Genomic DNA, 22963 nt, shown 5'->3' with positions numbered 1-22963 from the left:
CAGATTTAGATTAAATCCCCTGTAGCCCTTATTTTATCAATATTTTTTCTTAACTTACCGGCATTAGCCTACTGGCAGCCTTTTTTATAATTCAAAATCACTCGTTTACGCTATTCCAATATTCATCTAACAGAAATTGAGTCTGTTCTGAAATTCTCATGCTAGCTAAGGAGTCTGCTGATGTTGGGGCCGCGACCAGTTTAATAAATTTTTCCAGCATAAGTTCTGCTTGGGGTTTATCCGTTTCACTCTCGATAAATTGATATTCTGCTGGCGACTGCATCCCTGAGCGTTTGTAAAATCCTGTTTTATGTTCAGGGTTGTCGAAGGCAAAGCCTTGCTTCCAGTCAAGAACGAAATCATCAAGCCTGAATATACCAGTATGACCTATGATATCTAAATCCATTAAACCTACGCCGGCATTATAACCGAAGTTGATTGTTGACGATTTTCCATCGGCAAATACCAAGAGACCACTGCCACGAATAACGGCATCAGTTTGATTATCCCGAATGATTGAGCCCTCGACCTTAATGAGATCTGATTCAGGTCTTAAGTATTCAGTAATAGCGCGCATACAATACCAAGCCATATCGCCGACGGCACCGGTGGGTTCCTTCTCTAAATCAAAACGTATGTTGTCTCTTTCCATCAGTGGGAAGAAAAAATTACTATTAACCGCCTGAACTTCACCTATCTCATCGAGTTGTAATGCTTGTAATTGAGGTGAACGCTGATGATGAACAAAGTGCGTTGCATCCATAAATGCGACTCGATTTTCTCGAGCTGCTGAGGTGATCCGTTTCAATGAAGCGAGATCGGCGAAAGGTTTTTCAGCTATTATGTGTTTGTTTGCATTGGTTGCGGCGATAGAAATCTCTTCTCTTACAGAAGTCGGCGTGGCGATGTAGACGATATCGACTTTATTCGAGTTTATTAAATCTTGCCAAGAGGTAAACACATTCTCAATCTCGTGTTCTTTTGCAAAAGATTCGCTAGAAGATAGTCGTCGACTTGCGACTGCTGTGAGAGCAATACCTTTAGCCGCTTTGATTGCACGAGCTAGCACTCCTGCAATTAAACCGCTACCGACGACCCCTACACGTAATTGATCCATCTTAACTCCTAGGTTCTATAATCCGTTGAAAGTGAGATATAAGACTGCCTTAAAACGCCTTGTATCGAAAGATATTTTTTGTTTTCATTGAGAGCAATAATATGAAACTGATAGGCAATACCATTGTTACCCAGCTACTGCAATTGAGTGTCATATCACACTATTTGATACTAAATAATAATACTAATATACTTTGATCATCAAACTATATTAAAATCATTTTGTTTGGCTCTCAAACTAGTTTAGAGGCCTTTTAAAAGTGATAAAAATTAAGGTTAACAATGAATAATAAAAATCATGTGGCAGGTGGATGGCAGCATACACATAATTTTGCTTCGGTTAGTGATGCCGGAGAGCGTAATACCCGTTATGTACTCTACTTGACTGTGGTGACCATGATTACCGAAATCGTCGCAGGAACCGTTTATGGTTCGATGGCATTACTGGCTGATGGTTGGCATATGGGGACCCATGCCGCGGCATTTATGATCACGCTGTTTGCGTATCATTACGCAAGAAAACATGCCAATAATCCGGCATTCTCCTTCGGGACAGGAAAGGTCAGTGTGTTAGGTGGCTTTACTAGTGCCATTGCCTTAGGACTAGTGGCGCTCATCATGTTGGTTGAATCTGTCATGCGGGTATTTAATCCACATCAGATTCAATTCAATGAAGCTATTATGGTTGCCATTATTGGGCTGACGGTGAATGTGATCAGTGTTTTCTTATTAAAGGACCATCACACACACGATCATTCCCACGGTCATTCCCATAGTCATACAGCAGAAGATACTCATGAACATACTCAGACTCATGATCATAATTTAAAGGCTGCATATTTCCATGTGCTTGCAGATGCATTGACGTCAATACTCGCCATAGGTGCCTTATTATTAGGTAAACTCTATGGCTTAAATTGGCTAGACCCTGTCATGGGGATCGTCGGCTCCGTTATTATCACAAGGTGGGCTTGGCAGTTATTAAAACAAACGGCACCGATACTGTTAGATACGAGTATCGAAAATGATTATAAGCAAGATATAGTTCAGGCTATCGAGTTGGGGACTCAAGATACCATTTCGGATATTCATGTATGGCGGATCAGCGGCGATCACTATGCAGCCGAACTTGCTATCGTAACGCCAGAACCTAAAGAAGCCGCTTTTTATAAAAATAAATTGAGTCAGTTCACACGTCTTAACCATTTGACTATTGAAGTTAATACCTCAAATCGGGCAGAATATAGCGCATAATATTAATAAGTGCTCATGGTTGTTTGTCATGAGCACTTGCATCTATTTAAGAGAAGTAAATGAAGTCTACAGAAGATCAGTTGAACCATGTCATGGTTGAATTCTATGAGAAACTTTCTTCCTGGGAACAGGCCGTGGTAAAAGATAATGGCCACAGTTTGCCACAGATCCACACGGTAGAGATTTTAGGCGGCCATGGCGCTATGAGGATGAAGGAGCTTGCAGATAAAATTGGAGTAACTACAGGCACACTTACGGTACAAATCGATAAGATGGTTAAAGCAGATCTGGTGACTCGCATGCCCCACGAGTCAGATAGACGCTCAATTTTAGTAGATCTCACCCATAAAGGACAAGAGTTATTTCGAGAGCATGATGCGTTACATCTGCAGCTAACAGGAGAGCTAACCGCCAAGTTTTCTGATGCTGAGAGAGTACAACTGCTTAGCTTTATGCAGCGTATCAATGCCGAATTTTAATATCTAGCTCATCTTTACTAGATGTACTTCCTTGTTAGCGAAATTCCTCCTGATGCTTAGTAGAAAACGATAATTATCTCGTACACACATTTTTTTCACAGCGCTAGAACTAAACTTAGTTATAACTTTTGTTTAGTGTCGTTGTCCCTATGTCGAATAGATCTAAATCTGCGACTCGTTCTCATATGCTTGGGCGAGGTTTTTGGTTTGAGTCAGCTTCGATAGCTTGTTCAACTGGCTTGTACTAAGCGCTCGTTTTACAATTTTAATTAACTGTATTCTTGTCGATATTATCTAGTGAGTGAGGATCCGTGTGCTAACTCGATTAAAAAATCCAACTGTCATCCAATTTACCCTATTCATTTCTATTTTCTATGTTGTGGTCTTCAACATACCGTTTTTTAGAATCGTCCAGACTGGCATAGAAAAGCAGGGGGAGGTCGACCCTCTGTTTATTGCAACAATCCCGCTATTCTTGATTTTTGCCTTGAGTTTTCTATTTTCACTATTTACCTTTAAATATTTGCTAAAGCCTTTCTTCATTTGTGTCACCTTGCTTTCTTCCAGCGTATTTTTCGCGGCACTGCAATATGGTGTCGTATTTGATTATGGGATGATTGAAAACACGGTGCAGACCAATTCGGCTGAGGCATTTACCTATATTAATTTATCCTCTGTGGTCAACTTCCTGCTAACGGGGCTATTGCCTTCATTTGTGATATTAAAACTGAATATCAAGTATAAACCTGTGATAAAGGAGCTACTGCATAAATTTGCATTCATGTTGTTAATGCTGATTGGAATAGGGGTTATAGGTTTCTTTTATTATCAAAATTATGTGTCTTTTGGGCGAAATAATGATGAGTTAAAACGTTTTATTATTCCGACTTATGTGATTGCTTCGATCGCCAAGTATACTAATATCAACTATTTACAGACTCCTCTGGTGTATAAACAGATAGGCTTAGATGCGGTTAACGAGACTCGAGATACAAATAAGAAGCCTAATCTGATGGTGATGGTGCTTGGCGAAACAGCCAGATCGATGAATTATGAATATTATGGCTATGATAAACCCACTAACACTTATACCAAGCCATACGGTATGACCGCATTTATGAATACGACCTCATGTGGCACGGCTACCGCAGTTTCTGTGCCTTGTATGTTTTCTAATATGACTCGCAACGACTATGATGCCAGCGAAGCCAAGGCCCGAGACGGTGTGATGGATGTATTGCAACATGGTGGCATAGAACTGCTTTGGCTCGATAATGATAGTGGCTGCAAAGGGGTGTGTGATAGGGTGCCACATCTGATGGTAAAGCTAGACAGCGACCCTAAGCTTTGTAATGGACAATATTGTTTTGATCAGGTGTTATTGAATGAGTTGGACAAAGCGCTGGCAGAACTTAAGAACAAGGATAGCTTGCTGGTATTACACATCATAGGCTCTCATGGGCCGACATATTACTTACGTTATCCAGAGGAACACAGAAAGTTTACCCCGGATTGTCAGAGAAGTGATATTCAAAATTGCAGTGATGAAGCTTTGATGAACACCTATGATAACACCATACTTTATACTGATTATATTGTTGCTCAAGTTATAGATAAACTCATGTCACAGCAAGATAGGTACGATACTGGGATGATCTATGTGTCTGATCATGGGGAATCCTTGGGGGAAAAAGGCATGTACCTCCATGGTGCACCTTATGCAATCGCGCCAGACGAACAGATACAGATCCCTATGCTCACTTGGTTTTCTGAAAATTTCGCCTCTGAAAATAACCTAGACTTGGCTTGCCTCAATGATAAGGCACAAGTCGGTGGTTTTTCTCATGATAATATTTTTGATTCTTTACTTGGAATAATGAATGTAAAATCAGAAGTATACGATAAAAGCTTAGATATATTCAGCTCATGTAGGCTGCCTAAATAAGTAAATAGTTCACAAAGGGGATGGCAACATCCTCTTTTTTGTTTATTGTTAGTACTCTTACTCAATTGTGAACGGATCTTCTGCGCTAACGAGATCCATAAAACTCTACTTATAATCATTCACAGGGTGGTGGAAGCATGAACTTAGCGAAACACCTATCAGATACAGAGCTATCAGCAAAAATCCTCAGACATGCAGTACCTAAAATGTCTGAACTCAATATTCCCGTCACGCCTGTAAATTATGCCGTTTGGTATGAATATTATCTCGGTATTAATTTAGACCTTAAACGCGCCATCGATGGCCTTATCTCAAATGGCATCACTTTTTGTACGGAAGTGAATGATGGGCTTCACAAGAATTTCATTCAAGAAAAATCACCAGAAGTGATTGAAAATGTTCAAATTGAAACTCAAATCATTATCAATAGTTTATTCAGTAAAGTCAGCAAGTTGACTCAAGGTACAGCCCGTCTTTCTGATACCTTATCTGACTTCAGTCAAGAGTTAAAACAACAGCCAGATGTCGAAGTCCTTAATACGCTGGTCAATAGCTTAGTCGATAATATTGAAGGGGTGATTTTAAGTAATAAACAGATGGAAGGGAGCTTAAATACCATGCGTGATGAGGTGAGCTCTTTAAAAATCGAAATGGAAAGTCTTAATCTGGTTGCCATGACAGATCAACTCACATCACTCAACAATCGGCGTAGCTTTGAGGATGAGGTGATGAAACATATGCAAGAGTTTATTCAAACCCAGTCTCCAAGTTGTTTACTCTTGATAGATATCGATCATTTTAAACAGTTTAATGATACCCATGGTCACTTAGTTGGGGACAAGGTGCTGGCATACGTGGCTTTAGCATTGAAGCAAGCGGTGAAAGGGACTGATTTTGTTGCCCGATATGGCGGTGAAGAGTTTGTGATCTTGCTGCCAAACACTGAGTTGACAAATGCATTGGTGGTCGCTGAGCAATTACGCAAGGTGATTGCAGAACGTAAATTAACCATAGGTAAAGATAAGAAATTATCTTTGGGGTCAATTACTGTATCACTGGGAGTGTCGGCCCTTACTCTCAGTGATGACCGAGAAAGCTACTTTGTCAGGGCCGATGAAGCACTGTATCGTGCCAAATCAACGGGTAGGAACCGTGTTTGTAGTGAATAACACGTGAAGCTATCAGGCTTAATGTGAGCCTGATAGCTGATGTATGACTATTTCAGTTGCATATCCATCTTAATCAAGTGCTCTTCCATATCGAAAGTCACAGTAAAACCAAGACGTTTAGCGAGATTTGCCATGCTACGATTTTCAAACATGGTATAGCCAGTGAGCACCTGAGTATCATTAGTCTTGTAATAAGCGATCAGTTTTTCCAAAAGCAACCTACCTAACCCTTGCCCCTGATGGTCGCTCCTCACGGCCATGGCAAATTCAGCTTCAGTATTATCCGGATCGATAGAAGCCCGTATAGCGCCAAGTGTGATCTCTTCGCCATCATCACTCTTAGATGTCGCAATAAAGGCCATTTCCCGGGCGTAATCGATTTGAGTTAACACGGCCATCTCTTCGTGGGTCATTTTTGAACGAACACCGAAGTAACGTTTATACCTGTCTTCATCAGACAAGGAGTTGTCGAATGCCAGATGCTTAGGTTCATCCTCTGGTAAAATGGGCCTCAGCATAATGTCTTGACCGTTTTTCAATCTAGCCACTTGTTCCAATTCCTTTGGGTAGGGGGAAATAGCGAGACGAGAGGTGTTATCGAGGGGGTGTTCATTGAGCTGTATGTTCACATCAAGCATAGTAATGTTTTTCCCCGCACATAGCACAGGGTTAAGATCGATACTGGCGATTTCGGGACAATCGATCACCAGATGGGATATTTGTGTCAACATCACACATAGCGCGTTCATATCCAGGCCCAAAGGAAGATGACGATCCTTAAGCTTCTTGGTCTTAAGCGCTTGGATCACCATGTATCTTGCTAAAGCCATATTCAATGGTGGTAGGGCAACTACTGCATCTGTAGAGGGTTCCCATTCAGAACCTCCTTCACCGAGTAAGATCGCTGGACCAAAAACCGGATCGTTAATGACTGCGACGCGGATCTCTTGCGCCCCAGCCGTTAATGCCATCTTCTGTACTAACAAGCCTTCGAGACGCGCATCTGGATTGGTAGACAACACACGCTCTTTTATGGCTATTGCCGCCTGTATTACTTCATTTTTGTTGCTTAAGTTAAGCATGACCCCGTGGACATCGGATTTATGATGTATATCGGGTGATTGCACCTTTAAGGCCACCGGATAACCAATATCTTGGGCTATCTCAGCAGCACTATGAGGATCTTGGGCGACATAGGTGTCGATGGTTTTTAATCCATAGGCACTTAATATTTCTTGTGAATCATGGGTTTCTAATATTTTTTTTCCCGATTTCTTGGCGTTAACTAGTGCGGCTTTCGCTTGGTATGCATTTGTTGGAATATTATCTGGTATCGATTGGGGCACTTCCTGCAGAAGTTTCTGGTTTCTTCGGTACTCAACCATGTGCATAAAGGCGCCAACGGCTCCCTCTGGCGTACGGTAGGTTGGGAGTCCGGCTTGATTAAAACGTTTACGTGCCTGATAAGCGGCATCTTCACCACTCCAGTTGGTTAGGATATTGACCCTTTTCCTGTTGGGGTGCTTGGTCACCATTTTAGCTAAACGATCGGCTATTTCAACGCTATCCCCTAAAGCAGAAGGTGAGTGCAGTATCAAGATAGCATCGGCTAAATTGCTGTTCATCATGATTTCTACTGCTTTAGTGTAGCGCTCTGCATCTGCATCTCCACCTATGTCTATGGGGTTTTGGCCAGACCAGGTTGAGGGCAAAAGTTGGTTTAGCGCTTGGTAAGACACATCATCTAATGCTGCAGACTTTCCACCCCCTAACATGAGTTGGTCTAAAGCGAGTACGGCTGGCCCGCCTCCATTGGTGATAATGGCCAGGCGCTCACCGAGCAGCGGGGAGGAGTGGGCTAAGGTTTCAACGGCGGCAAAGAGTTCGATTAAGTCATTGACTCTAAGCATACCAGCGCGCCGAAAAGCGGCTTCATAAACAGCATCATTTCCCGCTAGTCCACCAGTATGAAGTTTTGCGGCGTTGGTCCCTTCCAGGCTGCGCCCTGATTTTATCACCAATATGGGTTTGTTACGGGACGCAGCGCGTGCAGCTGAGAGGAAATGGCGTTTCTCATTTATTGAATCGATATAAAGCATGATTGCACTGGTGCGTGAGTCTCTGCCTAAATAATCGAGCAGCTCATCGAAATCGATATCTGTGGTGTCCCCCAGAGAAATAAAAGAGGAGAAACCTATGCCCTTGTTATTAGCCCAATCGAGAACTGTTGTGCATATGGCCGCCGATTGTGACACGAAGGCTATTTTTCCTGGCAGGGCACTAGTATGAGCCAAACTGGCATTCAAGCCTAAATTCGGCAGCATCATACCTAAACTGTTGGGTCCAAGGAGTCGCATGCCATAGCGCTTAGCATTATTTTTGGCCTGAGTGAGCAGATCAACCCCCATATCATTCAACTGCTGGCCCATCCCTGAGGCATTGATGATGGCTGTCTTACAACCAAATTGAGCTAATGTTTCGACAATGCTTGGTACCTTGTCCGCGGCGGTGCAGATGATGGCTAAATCAGGTTTTAACGGCAGAGCTTCAATATTGGGGTAGGCGAGGACACCGAGCACAGCTTGATACTTTGGGGTGACTGGCATGATAGGACCTGAAAACCCGCCAGCGAGCAAGTTCCTCATAATGACATTACCGGCACGTTTTTCAGTATTTGAGGCACCAATAATGGCTACTGATTTAGGGTTAAATAGGCTATGTAACGTACGCTGACTCATTAGTGCTTCCTTTTATCACTGGGTGACTCACTACATTGTTCTTATATACAGAATTTATGATAGAGATTATTACAACTTAGTGACACACCAGATATTTAAACAATCACCTTGATGATCACATATTTAAGCAGACAGGTCTAATCACTTAACAAGGTAAAACCCTAAGTTTAGCGCTATTTTTTATTGCAATCTCAAGGCATATTTATTCATTTTTTGATACAAGGATGCTATCGAAATGCCCCGTAAAAAGGGCTTACTTAAATTCAAACGATTGATGCATTCCAGTCAAAATTTCAATATTTTATCGTTATAAATTTGCTGTGTATTTTGATGGCTTTGCTTTGACTTTCCGTTTTCTTCCATGATAGGAAACAAATTGTATAGGAGAAATTAAATCCTGTAATTGTGGTTTATATTCTTGCTGATCACTTTGTTTTGAAAGCCTTCATCCTGTTGATAGTAAATGATTATGTTATATATTCTCTACTGTTTTTAACTGACGTTAACCTAAGTCGTATCGCTTAAATACCAAGGTGTATGTTAATGAAATGTGTTGATTTTATATAATTGACACTTGTGTCAGGTTTTTTGTTCTGATATACCTAAATTAACAAAAAGTGAGCACACACCGATTTACAAGATCAAGTACGGGACAAATTATGACAATGAGTACAGTTCGTTTCTTATTCAATAATGATGTAGTGACATTAGAAAACATAGACCCGAATTTGACGGTTCTGCAATATCTGCGCGAAAAGACATTTAATACAGGAACCAAGGAAGGTTGCTGTTCTGGTGATTGCGGGGCTTGTACCGTCGTGGTCGCTGAATTAGAAAATAATAAACAAGAATTAAATTACAAATCGATAAACTCGTGTATTAGCTTTGTAGGTAGCTTACATGGCAAGCAACTCATTACGGTGGAAGACCTCAAAGACGGCGCTAAATTACACCATGTGCAACAATCAATAGTCGATAACCATGGCTCACAGTGTGGCTTTTGTACACCAGGTTTTGTGATGTCGTCGTTTGCCTTACATAAAGTCAGTAGCAAGCCGAGTAGAGGCGAGGTTATCGAAGCGCTTGCTGGAAATTTATGTCGTTGCACCGGATATCGCTCGATAATAGATGCCGCCATGGAGTCTAGTGAGCATGAACAGGCCGATTCATTTACTAAACACTATAAACAAACAGTGCAGCATCTCAATAATTTCAAACAACTACCATCCGCCAGTCTCTCAGACAGCCAACGCAGTTATTTTGCACCCAAAAATGCAGCGGAGCTGGCACAGAAACTCATTGAGCAGCCCAAGGCAACCTTAGTGGCTGGTGGTACCGATTTAGCGCTATCTGTCACTCAAAACTTAAATATCATTAACGATTTAGTGTATTTGGGTGATGTTTCTGAGCTACGTACCCTTGAAAACAATGATGATCAATTTGTGATTGGTTCAGCAGTACCCTATACCGAGTTTACGCCAATGCTACACGATGAATATCACGAGCTCGGTGAGATGATTGAACGTATAGGCTCCAGACAGGTGCGTAATAACGGTACTTTAGGTGGCAATGTCGGTAACGCCTCACCAATAGGTGACATGCCGCCTGCGCTCATTGCATTAGGGGCCGAAATGACTCTACAACGTGGTGATAAAGAACGAAAAATTGCGGTTGAAGATTACTTCATCGCTTACAAAAAAACCGTGTTGAAAGATTCAGAGTTCATTAAAAATTTCTACATACCCAAAGCCAAACCCGGACAGTTTCTTAAGTTATATAAGATTTCAAAACGCATCGATGACGACATTTCAGCAGTACTGGCTGCTTTCTTCATTGAGCTAAAAGATAATATTGTCATCGACTTGCGGATTGCTTTCGGTGGTATGGCTGGTATTCCTATGCGCGCTAAACACTGTGAAGCAGCCTTATTGAATAAACCATTAACCCAAGCAAATATCACAGTGGCTCAGCAGGCATTAACACTGGATTTTAATCCTATGTCAGATGTACGCGCGTCAGACAAATACCGAATGAAAGTTACGCAAAACTTAATGCAAAAATGTTATCTCGAATTGCAAAACAGAACAATTGAAACACGGGTGGTTAGCTATGCGTAGTCTTATCGAAATAAATAAAGCCAATTTGTCAGACATAAGTCTAACTAGCGTAGGTTTAGGTGGTGTTGGTCGTTCAAAAAAACACGAAAGCGCCGAAAAGCATGTGAGTGGTGAAGCGATATATATCGATGATAGGCCTGAACTTCGAGGGCAGTTACATGCCGCTATAGGCCAAAGTAGTGTTGCCCACGCCAATATTAAATCCATGGATCTCTCTGCTGTAAAAGCGGCTGAAGGTGTCGTCGCTGTGATCACGGTAGACAATGTGCCGGGTCATACCGATATTGGTCCAGTATTTCCTGGCGATCCTGTTCTTGCTATTGGGAAAGTCGAATATGTGGGTCAGCCAATCTTTGCTGTCGCAGCAATAAGCCATGACTTAGCAAACCGTGCAGTCAAGCTCGCTAAAATTGATTATGAAGAGCTAGAGGCTGTGTTAAGTGTCAAAGATGCCTTAGCGAAGCAAAGCTTTGTTCGTCCACCGTACACCATGAAGCGAGGCGATTCAGAAACGGCTATTGCCAGTGCTGAACACCAATTATCTGGTGAAATCACAGTCGGCGGCCAGGAGCACTTTTACCTAGAGGGTCAAATTTCTTCTGCTGAGCCGACTGAAGAAGGAGGCATGCTAGTGTTTTCTTCTTCCCAGCACCCGAGTGAAGTGCAAAAGCTGGTTGCTGAAGTATTGAATATTCCACTTAACATTGTAGTTGTTGACACTCGCCGTATGGGCGGAGGATTTGGCGGTAAAGAGACACAGGCGGCGCCTTGGGCATGTATTGCGGCCCTGCTTGCCAATGAAAGTAAGCGTCCGGTAAAGCTTAAACTAAACCGCTCAGACGATATGTGTATGACAGGCAAGCGTCATCCTTTTGAAAACGATTATACAGTTGGGTTTGATAGTCAGGGCCAAATCAAAGGCATTAACATTAATGTCAATGGTAACTGTGGTTACTCGCCGGATCTTTCCGATGCCATCGTCGACAGAGCCATGTTCCATTCTGATAATGCCTATTACTTAGATCAGGCCACTGTTACGGGAAATCGTTGTAAACTCAATACGGTATCCCACACTGCGTATCGTGGGTTTGGTGGCCCCCAAGGCATGATGACCATTGAGATGGTTATGGATGATATTGCGCGTCACTTAGGAAAAGATCCCTTAGAAATTCGTAAGATCAACTTCTATGGCACAGATGACCGCAATGAAACTCACTATCATCAAAAGGTTGAGCATAACAAGATCCCAGAACTGATAGCCTCACTAGAGCAAAGCTCTGATTATCGAGTTCGTCGTGAAAACATCAATCTGTTCAATAGTGAAAACACCATTTTGAAAAAAGGGATTGCCTTAACGCCCGTTAAATTCGGGATCTCTTTTACTGTTCAACACCTTAACCAGGCCGGTGCGCTCGTGCATGTGTATACCGATGGCACGATTCATCTAAACCATGGTGGCACTGAGATGGGTCAGGGATTATTTACCAAGGTTGCACAAATCGTTGCCGAAGAGTTTCAGGTAGACGTAGATACGGTTGGTGTATCGGCAACCAGAACCGATAAAGTGCCCAATACTTCACCCACTGCAGCCTCGTCTGGTACTGACTTAAATGGTAAAGCGGCCCAGGCTGCAGCTAAAATTATTAAGCAACGCCTGATTGAGTTTGCCAGTAAAAAATACAGTGTAGATCAAGATGAGGTTATCTTTGCTGAAAACCAAGTCCATGTAGGTGTGGAGAGATTTAGCTTCGCTGAATTTGTGCAACAGGCTTATATGGGACGAGTCGCATTATCGGCGACAGGTTTCTATAAAACACCTAAAATTCACTTCGATCGTGTAACGGGTAAGGGTCGGCCATTTTTCTATTATTCCACTGGTGCAGCGGTATCTGAAGTGCTTATCGATACCTTAACCGGTGAATATAAAGTTTTGCGCGCAGATATCTTGCATGATGTGGGTCATTCACTAAATCCAGCGATAGATATTGGCCAAATTGAAGGTGCTTTTATTCAAGGCATGGGTTGGTTAACCACAGAAGAATTGGTTTGGAATGAACAAGGCCGACTGTTATCTAATAACCCTGCAACCTATAAGATCCCGGCAATCAGCGATGCACCTGTTGATTTTCGTGTCAATTTAGTCTCTGACGATCCAAACCGTGAGCAGACCATTTATAACTCGAAGGCGGTGGGTGAACCACCGTTTATGTTGGGGATGTCTGTTTGGTCAGCGTTAAAAGATGCGATCTCAAGCGTATCAGATCACAAATTAAGCCCCGCACTTGATACACCAGCAACGCCTGAACGAGTGCTGTGGGCGGTTGAATCCATGAAAGCCTGCAATCAAGGTTAAGAGACTATAGGGGAATATGATGACAATGAACTGGAGCAGCGCGGCTAATAAACTAAGTACGCAAGGCAGAGCTTATGTCTTAGTGACACTCGTGGGTGTCTCTGGTTCAACCCCAAGAAACAGCGGCACTAAAATGGTGATCAGCCAAGATGACATTTTTGACACCATAGGGGGAGGGCACCTTGAGCATAAAACCATTAAATACGCTAGAACCATGCTGGCAGTCGGCAAGAACTACCAACATTTAGAGCATTTTCAATTGGCGAGTAATTTAGGTCAGTGCTGTGGTGGCAATGCTAGCGTGTTATTTGAGTGTTTTACCGCTGTTGGTGTGAACATCATGCTGTTTGGAGCCGGGCATGTAGGCAAGGCTTTGATCCCCATATTGGCTCAACTGCCTTGTCATGTCACTTGGGTCGATAGTCGTGAAGAGCAATTTCCGACCATGGACACTTACCCTAATGTGACTAAAGTGGTGAGTGAGGAGCCGGAGTTTGAAGTCGGTTCTATGCCCGAAAACAGCTATTTTGTGGTGATGACTCATAACCATCAAATGGATTTTGAAATATCTCAAGCTGTGCTCAAGCGTGCAGATTTTAGTTACTTAGGCCTTATCGCCTCTGACACGAAATGGCGTCGTTTTAAGCAGCGCTACAAGCACAGAGATGTAGATCAAAACCAAGTGGCTCGTATGAGCTGCCCAATTGGACTCGAGCAGGTGGGCGGTAAGTTGCCCATTGAAGTTGCTGTGTCTGTTTCGGCTGAAATTATTAACAAGTATCAAGCCGAAGAACAAAAAATAGTAGAACAAAAGCGACAGGTTGAGCAAGTTCTGAATCAGAGGCTAAATACCGGTTCACAAGCTGTATCCAGAAAACATCCGAGTTCACAACAGGGCGTTAATTGGAAAGAATTAAAGCAATTGCTTAATGCCGATTAGGCATTTGCTAACGTATTAAACAGGAGTCACAAGGTGGCTCATTATGCCCTACAGAGTAAAAAGGAAAAATAACTAATGATGTTAGATATAGATACACAACAACAAAACAAGTTAAGTGGTGAGCCCCTCGAATTAGAGCGCCAGCTAAAAACGCACTGTGTCGACTTAGCCAGTGAGGCGGTTGGCGGTGAAACCTTGTCTTGTAGTGATGATTTTTTTGCTGAAATGGAAAACTTGATTAAACCGGGTCGAGGAATATTTATTGATGATAAATTTACCGATCGCGGTAAGTGGATGGACGGTTGGGAGTCTCGTCGCAGCTACGGTCGTGATAATGGCCGTGAGTTCGATTGGTGTATTATCAGGCTTGGCATAAAGGGCGTTATTCGTGGTCTTGATATCGATACCAACTACTTCCGTGGTAATGCGCCTGAGTCTGTGTCGGTAGAAGCATGTATCAGCGAAGTAGAACCCGGTGCCGACACGGTATGGCATACCGTTTTACAGAGAAGCTCTGTCGAAGCCCATAGCCAAAATATTTTTGCTATTAGCAATGATACTGCCTGGACCCATATCCGTTTTAACATGTTCCCAGACGGCGGTGTGGCTCGTATACGTGTTTATGGCGAGGCCGATGTGAATTGGGAGCATTTCATTGCTGGAGAGCTAATCGATTTAGCTTACATCAAGAATGGTGCTAAAGCGCTATTAGTCAGCGACATGTTCTTTAGTGATAAGAATAACTTAATCATGCCTGGCCGAGGTAAGAACATGGGGGATGGCTGGGAAACTAAACGTCGTCGCGATCTCGGACCTGATTGGTCGATTGTTAAACTTGCCAGTCGTGGATGTGTTGAAAAAGTGATCATAGATACCTGTCATTTTAAAGGTAACTTTCCTGATACTTTTACCTTGGAAGGTATGGTAACGGACAGTGATGACTTTAGTAACGGCCAGCAGGAAGATAAATGGCAACCCATTATTGCTCGCACCAAACTCTATGCTCATCGCGAACACCTCTTTATTAATGAGATTCTTGCTGATGAGGATCAGACCTATACCCATGTACGTTTGAATATATTCCCTGATGGCGGTATATCACGCATGCGTGTGTTTGGTAATCGTAAAGTTTAGGTGGTGTTTATATGAACTTAGAACAATTAAACCGCTTATCTGTTGAAGATGCTACACATGCCTTTATGCAGTGTTGTACGGCATCTAATTGGGTTGAGGCTATGGTACAGGCGCGTCCTTTTATTGACGAGCGAGCGTTAGCTTACCAAGCCGATCTTGCTTGGGCTAAGTCGTTGGAGCCAGATTATTTAGAGGCGTTTGAAGGTCACCCTCAAATCGGTAATGTGAATACCCTGAGGGAAAAATATGCCAATACTAAGGAGCTGGCCAGTGGTGAACAAAGCTCAGTGAATCAGGCCTCTGAGCAAGTTTTACTGGATTTAGCCCAAGGTAATGCCGACTATCTCGAAAAGTTTGGTTTTATTTTTATTGTGTGCGCGACGGGTAAGAGTGCACTGCAGATGCTTGCCTTGTTACTCGCACGCTTGCCTAATAATAAAATTACAGAACTCGCTAATGCCGCTGAAGAGCAGCGTAAAATCTTCCACTTGAGGTTAAATAAACTAATATGAGCCAAATAACTACTCATGTCCTAGACATCACTCGTGGGCTCCCCGCACAGGAACTGCCTATCACATTATCTGTCAAAAACGGTGATGCTTGGCAAGAATTAGCTTCGGGTGTGACTAATTCAGATGGTCGTATTGCAGGTCTTTTAGCCGACAATATTGTGCTCGATGCTGGGGTTTACCGTATGCATTTTGAGACCAAGTGTTACTTCGAGGCCAATAATGAGAAGGGGTTTTATCCTTTTGTTGATATTGTATTCGAACTCGATGGGACAAATAGTCATTACCATATTCCCTTGTTATTAAGCGCGTTCGGTTATTCAACTTACCGCGGCAGCTAAGGGAGTACTCTAATGGAAAACAGCATTACGGATAAATTACAGATCATCACGGCAAAACCTCTAACTCGGGAAGCCTTTAGTGCCTTTGGTGATGTGATTGAAGCCAGCAGCGATGCAAAAAACTTTGCAATTAATGGCGGGTTGACTCATCGCTATCACGATTTGGCTAAGGTAGATGTCAATGATAATGATGGCCATACCTTGATCAGTATTTTCCGCTCAAAGCCATTAGAGCAACCCATAGCCATAAAGATGATGGAGCGTCATCCCCATGGGAGCCAGGCATTTGTTCCTTTGGGGAACAATCCGTTCTTAGTGGTTGTGGCTCCTGCTGGTGAATTTAATATCAATAATATTGAAGTCTTTATCGCGAGATCGAGTCAAGGAGTGAATTACCACAAGGGGACCTGGCATCATTTCTGTCTAACATTAGAGAGTGAAAGTGACTTTTTAGTCATTGACAGAGGGGGCGAAGGGGATAACTGTGACTCACTGGAGTTAGATGGTTCACTCTTAATGGTGCAAGAGTAAGTGCTTGATTTTGCAATGTAAAAAATAAATATCGTAATGAGATAATAAGAACTTAAAGATACGATGAGAAGGTAAGTATGATGTTAAAAGTTTATCGAGGCGAGTTATTGCACTTTTTGGCTGACCCCGCCAAAGTTGCCCTACAAGAAAGCTACCAGCATATAGAAGACGGGTTGTTAATCATTAAAGATGGTTTGATTGATCAAGTGGGTGAAGCATCTGAGTTGTTACCTCTGTTAGATGAAGGCGTTGAGGTGATTCATTATGAAAATGGACTCATTATGCCAGGCTTTATCGATACTCATGTGCATTACCCGCAAACTGAAATGATCGCCTCATATGGTGAACAGCTACTTGAATGGTTGCAAAATTATACTTTCCCGTTTGAGCGCCAATTTTCAGATTTAGAGCACGGTAAAAAAGTGGCTGAGTTTTTCTTAACTCAACTTCTTGACGCTGGAACTACCACAGCACTTGTATTTGGTACGGTACATAAAGAATCGGTCGAGGCATTCTTTACCGTTGCTCAACAGAAGAAATTACGCATGATCTGCGGCAAGGTATTGATGGATCAAAATTGTCCTGATTATCTGTCTGATACGGCGCAAAGTGGTTATGAAGACAGCAAAGCACTGATTGAAAAGTGGCATAAAACAGATAGATTGCAATATGCCATCACGCCAAGGTTCGCACCTACATGCTCAACTGAGCAACTAAATAAAGCCGGTGAACTATTGGCAGAAAATCCAAGCGTCTATTTACATACCCATATCAGTGAAAACACCAGTGAAATTGCGTGGGTGAGTGAATTGTTCCCAGATTCAAAAGGTTACTTAGATGTGTATGATCAAAGTAACTTACTCGGTCGTCGAAGTGTCTTTGCCCATGGCGTGCATCTGCATGACCATGAATGTAAGCGATTAGGTGAAACTGAATCGGCCATTGCATTTTGCCCAAGCTCTAACCTGTTTTTAGGCAGTGGATTATTCAACCTGAAACAGGCGCAAAAATATGACGTCAATGTGGGCTACGGCACTGATATAGGTGCAGGTACAACATTTTCAATGTTAAGCACCCTAAACGAAGGCTACAAAACTCAGCAACTTCGCGCTGAGAAACTCAGCCCATTCCAATCTTTCTATTTGGCCACTCTAGGCGGGGCAAAAGCATTAGATCTCGAAGGCACCATAGGCAACTTCACTAAAGGTGCGGAAGCCGACTTCATTTTCCTCGACTATCATGCTACCCCACTTATGGATAGACGCATGCATCATTGCAAAGATCTGTCAGAGAAGCTGTTTACGTTAAGCATGTTAGGCGATGACCGTCATGTTAAGGCCACTCATATTATGGGTGAACGAGTGTAGACACTCGCTATTGCCGTAAAAATAAATATTAAAAGAATTGAGGAAGGTTATGGATCCCTATATTAATGAATGGTTAAATTTAATTATTCGCTTTGCACATGTCATTACAGGTATTGCTTGGATTGGCGCATCATTTTACTTTGTTTGGTTAGATAACCATCTAGAAAAACCACCAAAATGGAAAGAAGAGAAAGGAATTGGCGGTGATCTCTGGGCTATTCACGGCGGCGGCTTTTACGAAGTGGCCAAATACAAATTGGCACCACCACAGATGCCAACCACTTTGCATTGGTTTAAATGGGAAGCTTATACTACCTGGTTGACCGGTTTTCTTTTACTGTCACTCATGTTTTATGTTGGTGCTGACTCTTACTTAATCGACAAACGAGTCGCTGACTTAACCCAATTTCAAGCCATTGCTATAGGTCTAGGTTCTATTGTTATTGGTGTCGGCAGTTACGAGTTGTTAGTACGCACTAAATTAAGAGAGCATGGGATAGTTTTAGGGCTTATTTTAATCCTGATTGGAACGGCTTTATCCTATGGTTTGACACAAGTGTTTAGTGCGCGTGGTGCTTACATGCACATGGGAGCTATTATTGGTACCATCATGGCCGGTAACGTATTCTTTGGCATCATGCCATCTCAACGCGCTTTAGTTAAAGCGGTTGAAGAGGGGACTGCTCCGGATCCAGCTTATGGCTTAAACGCAAAATTACGTTCAACTCATAATACTTATACTACGCTGCCGATCATTTTTATCATGATCTCAAACCACTATCCGATGACCTACAACCATAGTGCGAACTGGTTAGTGCTCATTGCTATCATTTTAATTACTGCAGCGGTTCGTCAATATTTTGTTTTGCGTCACTTTGGTAAGCAAAAGCCGCTAGTGCTGGTTGGATCGGTTGTGGCGACTATCATTCTTGCTTTTATAATCGCACCACGTTCAGCTGAACTGACCGCCGAGCAAAAACGACAAACAGTGGATACCAGTCAAGTACAACAGATTATTGAGCAAAGATGTAGCAGTTGCCATTCTGCTCACCCCACTGACGATGTGTTTACCATTGCACCAGCTGGTATCGTATTTTCTGATGCCGCTAGTATTATACAATGGGCACCTCGTATTCAAGCTCGTGTGGTAGACGCTAAAGACATGCCATTTATGAATAAAACGCACATGACGGATGAAGAGCGCAGAACATTAGCGATTTGGTTGGCGAACACCAGTCGTCAGTAAATTATGGCGGTCTGCGTACCGCTATGGTTGAAAACCAATAACTTTTACTATCTAATGATTTAAAAATCAGTACCGTGGCTTATACCAAGATAATTTGGTGTTAGCCACGGTACTGATTTATTTTTTTACAGCGCTTATATGGATGGTGCTGGTTCACTTTTTGACTTGGAGTGTTTGTGGCAAAGGTTAAAGCCTCGGAAGGCAATATTCGGCAAAAGAATAAGGCTGTCATCTTCGATGCAGCAAAGAAAGAGTTTGTCACTTATGGTTTTAAAGGTGCTTCCATTAAGCGAATTGCCGAGCGAGCAAATATTGCACGCGCGAATATCCATTACTACTTTGAAGATAAAACTGACCTATATCGGCAATTGCTCAGCAATATTATAGAAGTGTGGAACAGAGACTACGATACATTAAGTGTTGATAAAGGGCCAAAACAAGCGCTTAGCACTTATATCAGGGCCAAAGTCATGCACTCTAAGGACGACCCAGATTCTTCGAGAATCTTCGCTAGTGAGTTGATCCATGGTGCGCCAGTGTTGAACGATTACCTTTATGGCGACTTTAAAGACTGGTTACAGAGCCAAGTGAGTGTGATTGATACTTGGATTGAACAAGGCTTGATGGACAAGGTCAATTCACATCATCTGTTGTTCTTAATTTGGAGTTCCACTCAACATTACGCGGATTTTAATGTGCAAGTCGTGGCGGCCTTAAATAAACAAACAATGAGCGATGATGATTTTGAAGATGTGGTGACTTTTTTGACTCAATTAATTCTAAAGGGCTGTGGAATTCAGTGAGATGATGTTCTTTCTGTCATACCAATGACTAGCCAAGTAGCAAGTACAAAAGGGGCGGTTAATGCTGGCAGCATAAACGCCTCGAAAATCCCAGTGAGTACCACAGATAGCATGATGCCAAAGACTGCTGGTATGAGTGTGCTTGGATAGCGTACAGCGAGTGCGATTGCAACCAGACTCGCGTTGAACCCATAACCTCCCATTACCAGATTAGCTTCAGAAAACCCTACAGCTCGCGCAGTTAGCATTCCTAACCCAGATCCTATTATTGCCCATATCGCGGCTTGGTATGAATAAAATATTAGCCCGATAATAAATATGACTCCCGACAGCCAATACCCCTGAAACATGACCTGACCTACGCCTCGCGTCAGCGAGTAAAAGTCTGCGGTAGCTTGGGATGATAAGGGCGCCGGCGATGCGCTTATTCCGGCCATATCAATCAGGAATAAGACTAACCAAGTAGAGATGATAAAAGGCGTGGTAAAAACACAAGCCCCCGGTATTCGTATAAGCAAATAGTGCATTAAGATAGTGGATAGGACACTTGCACATACAAGAAGAATTAGCGAAAGCGGACTGATGGGTAAAAAGTAAAACACTGCGATTCCAACTAGCGCAGCATTGTAGCCATAGATGCCATTGCTGATAAGTTCTTTGTCATATCGACAGAGTTTCGCTGTGATTAAGCTAGATAATGTCGCAATTATACCCCCTAACATCATAGCCAAAGAGTTAACGCCAACACCGATCACAAACAAGAGGCCAGTTAGTGCACTCTTTTGAAGCATGATCTGAGAAAAACCACGCAGTAAACCTAGAACAAGGGAAATAAGGGGGGAAATAGGGGACGTCAAATCAGTTACCTGTTATAGATGCTTATTATGGGCATTAAACCTAACGATAATACTTACCAATAACTCGGCATGAATCGAGCGTCCCAATGTTATTCAATGAGATTGATCTCTTGGCTACTTACAAAGGTATTTCAGGCTTGCCACAACTTGGTCAACACTGGTAGCCCATGCATGGGCAGCAGCATCAACCTCTTTAAGAGGGTGAATAATATCTGAACTGTGTAACGTGATATAAGGTTTGTTAAGGGCGGCGCAGTAGCCTGCATCAAAGGCGGCATTCCACTGCTTGTATTTATCACCAAAGCGTATAATGGCGATATCGCATGCGGCTATTAATGTTTTCGTTCTTATTGCGTTTACCTTTGCTGATTTATGATCTCGCCAAAATCCTTGCTTCTCATCAAGCTGACCGTCACCAAGCATATCTCCGGCACTGTCACTTTCCTCATGATCTGTGATTGCCGAAGAAAACTCGATATTTAAATCGGCATCTTGACAGCCTTGAATGATCTGAACTCTCCAATCCGTATGTATTTCACCGGAAAGATACACATTTAATTTCATCATTGCTCCTACACCTTATTATTGTTAACGCTGCAAACTTAAACCAGAACCCTGAGATTGTAAAAGCCTGCTTGGGAGTAATGCCGGTAAGTTAAGCTTACTGGCATTTTTTATTTCTGGCATATTTCTGTGGTCTGCGCTTGACCGTTCTAGGAAAAGACCGAGTTCGTCGGGGCTCTAAAATCAGGCTTTCAGCCATTTCATAGAAATATTTAAGCTGACGAGGAATTGCACCTGGTGTCGAGTAGGGCAAACCCACTAATAGCCTCAAAATATGAGCCAAAGAACCATTAAAACTCAACTGATAAGGGAGATAATCCCCTTTGAGTTGATGACACATTTTCACCATCTGATAACGCACTAGATTGTAGGTGAGTAAGATCCCCCACAACTCCTGTTTTACAAGCTCTGGCAGTCGACTTCTCAACGTTAAACGATTACCTAGCATGTATTGTTTTTGCTCTCGATAACCTAATTCTATTTCCCATCGATGCACGTATAAGTCAGCTATGTCTGCAACGGGATAACGCATGGGATCTATCATTGATGTCAAAACCGAGTATTCCTTGCCATTAATCTTTCGACTTATCAGCCGAACTTCCAGCTCATAAGGCAGCTCAGGCCATCGTTTTCTGGCATGTGGATTACTTTTTAATTGAACGATTTTATCGTTGCGCCCCAAGCTGCGGAGCACTTCATATTGGACATTTTTTTTCAACGGAATTAGCCAGTGTCGCTCGTTACCTGTGGATTGCCACTGATAAAGTAGCCCTAGAGAATAAAAGCCTCGATCAAACAATGTCAGACTATGATCCGGTGTGGAGTCGATAAGCTTTTCGGCCAAAATCATCTCATTAACGGCGTAATCATCGAAAGCACTGGCGGTAATAAGATGGCTACTCAATTCCATTTGGCAGACCATACGAACTTGAGGATATTGAGTCTCTTTTTGTCGAGAAAAGGCTTCTGCATTATCGGGAGTATCTTCCGCCCGCCAGACTACACCATCGACTCCCAGTAACGTCAGTCCATTCCAGTTTGGATGTAGAGCTTCACGATTCCAGTGAGCTTGAGTGCACTCAAACAGAGCTTTCATTGCCGCTTCACCGAGATTTTTTCGTCGTTGAGTTAATGCGCTCGGAGCAACAAATGGCTTGCCCTCTCTATCAACGATATCGAGCATGTTAATGATGTGAGCCATCGACTTATCATTATAGATAGCCATTCCAATAATAAGCCAAGCCATTGACTCTAGTGTTAATTTACGTTTTCTAATCGTGACTGTTTCAGTTAATGAATACGCTTCCTCTATCAACTCCAGAGGGAGTAAATCTGCGAGGGTTTCAACTTGATGGGGCTTGAGTTGGTTGATCATGTCAAAAGCTTGGGAAACTTGCATAAAAAATCCGAGACCTAGAGATAGGACTCGGATTCTGAAGCATCTAGAAGATCAGTCAACCGATCGATAAATCACTAAATGATCGGCATTACCCCTTGGGA

At 42.6% G+C, this 22963-nt stretch carries 19 protein-coding genes; 14 read left to right on the top strand and 5 right to left on the bottom strand.

The genetic code is table 11. From position 1 onward, the window contains the following. Positions 1-97 precede the first annotated feature (97 nt). Entirely contained in the window at positions 98-1117 is a 1020-nt protein-coding gene (locus sps_RS05515; RefSeq protein ID WP_077751615.1) for a Gfo/Idh/MocA family protein, read from the bottom strand. A 281-nt stretch (positions 1118-1398) separates the two neighbouring features. Between sps_RS05515 and dmeF the strand changes: the two genes are divergently transcribed. From dmeF to sps_RS05495, 4 genes are all read left to right on the top strand, one after another. Next, positions 1399-2370, top strand: a complete 972-nt coding sequence (gene dmeF / locus sps_RS05510; protein WP_077751614.1) for a CDF family Co(II)/Ni(II) efflux transporter DmeF — start codon at positions 1399-1401, stop codon at positions 2368-2370. 59 nt (positions 2371-2429) lie between these two features. Then, positions 2430-2849: a MarR family winged helix-turn-helix transcriptional regulator gene (locus tag sps_RS05505; RefSeq protein ID WP_077751613.1), complete on the top strand. Its 420-nt coding sequence runs from the start codon at positions 2430-2432 to the stop codon at positions 2847-2849. Positions 2850-3162: 313 nt separating this feature from the next. Continuing rightward, on the top strand, positions 3163-4794 hold the full coding sequence (locus tag sps_RS05500) for a phosphoethanolamine transferase (RefSeq protein ID WP_077751612.1): 1632 nt from the start codon (positions 3163-3165) through the stop codon (positions 4792-4794). Between the two features lie 137 nt (positions 4795-4931). Further along, positions 4932-5963, top strand: a complete 1032-nt coding sequence (locus sps_RS05495; protein ID WP_077751611.1) for a GGDEF domain-containing protein — start codon at positions 4932-4934, stop codon at positions 5961-5963. Between the two features lie 47 nt (positions 5964-6010). Here the strand turns inward: sps_RS05495 and sps_RS05490 are convergent, their stop codons facing one another. Further along, positions 6011-8701, bottom strand: a complete 2691-nt coding sequence (locus tag sps_RS05490) for a bifunctional acetate--CoA ligase family protein/GNAT family N-acetyltransferase (protein WP_077751610.1) — start codon at positions 8699-8701, stop codon at positions 6011-6013. Between the two features lie 659 nt (positions 8702-9360). On the opposite strand from sps_RS05490, the gene xdhA reads away from it, so the two are divergent. The 10 genes from xdhA (at position 9361) to sps_RS05440 (ending at position 20042) form a co-directional block, all read left to right on the top strand. Next, positions 9361-10818, top strand: coding sequence for a xanthine dehydrogenase small subunit (gene xdhA, locus sps_RS05485; RefSeq protein WP_077751609.1), 1458 nt, complete (start codon positions 9361-9363; stop codon positions 10816-10818). After that, positions 10811-13171, top strand: coding sequence for a xanthine dehydrogenase molybdopterin binding subunit (gene xdhB / locus sps_RS05480; RefSeq protein ID WP_077751608.1), 2361 nt, complete (start codon positions 10811-10813; stop codon positions 13169-13171). Before xdhA ends, xdhB begins: the two co-directional genes overlap by 8 nt. A gap of 25 nt (positions 13172-13196) precedes the next feature. Then, a complete protein-coding gene (gene xdhC / locus sps_RS05475; RefSeq protein ID WP_237157997.1) occupies positions 13197-14111 on the top strand; it encodes a xanthine dehydrogenase accessory protein XdhC in 915 nt (304 codons plus the stop codon). A 75-nt stretch (positions 14112-14186) separates the two neighbouring features. Then, positions 14187-15245 carry an allantoicase gene (gene alc, locus sps_RS05470; protein ID WP_237157996.1) on the top strand — a complete coding sequence of 353 codons (1059 nt, stop codon included), beginning with the start codon at positions 14187-14189 and terminating at the stop codon, positions 15243-15245. 11 nt (positions 15246-15256) lie between these two features. Next, complete coding sequence (uraD, locus tag sps_RS05465) at positions 15257-15757, top strand: 2-oxo-4-hydroxy-4-carboxy-5-ureidoimidazoline decarboxylase (protein WP_077751606.1); 501 nt, start codon at positions 15257-15259, stop codon at positions 15755-15757. After that, positions 15754-16095 carry a hydroxyisourate hydrolase gene (gene uraH, locus sps_RS05460; protein WP_077751605.1) on the top strand — a complete coding sequence of 114 codons (342 nt, stop codon included), beginning with the start codon at positions 15754-15756 and terminating at the stop codon, positions 16093-16095. Before uraD ends, uraH begins: the two co-directional genes overlap by 4 nt. A gap of 12 nt (positions 16096-16107) precedes the next feature. Next, positions 16108-16626, top strand: coding sequence for an ureidoglycolate lyase (locus tag sps_RS05455; RefSeq protein WP_077751604.1), 519 nt, complete (start codon positions 16108-16110; stop codon positions 16624-16626). 77 nt (positions 16627-16703) lie between these two features. Then, positions 16704-17993, top strand: a complete 1290-nt coding sequence (gene guaD, locus sps_RS05450; protein WP_077751603.1) for a guanine deaminase — start codon at positions 16704-16706, stop codon at positions 17991-17993. 49 nt (positions 17994-18042) lie between these two features. Beyond that, positions 18043-19239, top strand: coding sequence for a urate hydroxylase PuuD (locus sps_RS05445; RefSeq protein ID WP_077751602.1), 1197 nt, complete (start codon positions 18043-18045; stop codon positions 19237-19239). A 176-nt stretch (positions 19240-19415) separates the two neighbouring features. Beyond that, the gene (locus sps_RS05440) at positions 19416-20042 is read left to right on the top strand and encodes a TetR/AcrR family transcriptional regulator (protein WP_077751601.1); all 627 of its coding nucleotides are present in this window, start codon (positions 19416-19418) and stop codon (positions 20040-20042) included. Here sps_RS05440 and sps_RS05435 read toward each other — a convergent pair. The 3 genes from sps_RS05435 to sps_RS05425 all read right to left on the bottom strand — a co-directional run bounded on the left by sps_RS05435 (position 20036) and on the right by sps_RS05425 (position 22862). After that, positions 20036-20899, bottom strand: a complete 864-nt coding sequence (locus sps_RS05435) for an urea transporter (protein ID WP_149027219.1) — start codon at positions 20897-20899, stop codon at positions 20036-20038. The genes sps_RS05440 and sps_RS05435 overlap by 7 nt on opposite strands. Before the next feature lie 114 nt (positions 20900-21013). Continuing rightward, positions 21014-21463 (bottom strand): YtoQ family protein, encoded by a 450-nt coding sequence (locus sps_RS05430; protein ID WP_077751599.1) that lies wholly within the window; start codon positions 21461-21463, stop codon positions 21014-21016. 97 nt (positions 21464-21560) lie between these two features. After that, a complete protein-coding gene (locus sps_RS05425; RefSeq protein ID WP_077751598.1) occupies positions 21561-22862 on the bottom strand; it encodes an IS4 family transposase in 1302 nt (433 codons plus the stop codon). Positions 22863-22963: the final 101 nt, after the last annotated feature.

Source organism: Shewanella psychrophila, assembly GCF_002005305.1.
GTDB classification, from domain to species: Bacteria; Pseudomonadota; Gammaproteobacteria; order Enterobacterales; family Shewanellaceae; genus Shewanella; species Shewanella psychrophila.
This window is presented reverse-complemented; position numbering and strand designations above follow the sequence as displayed.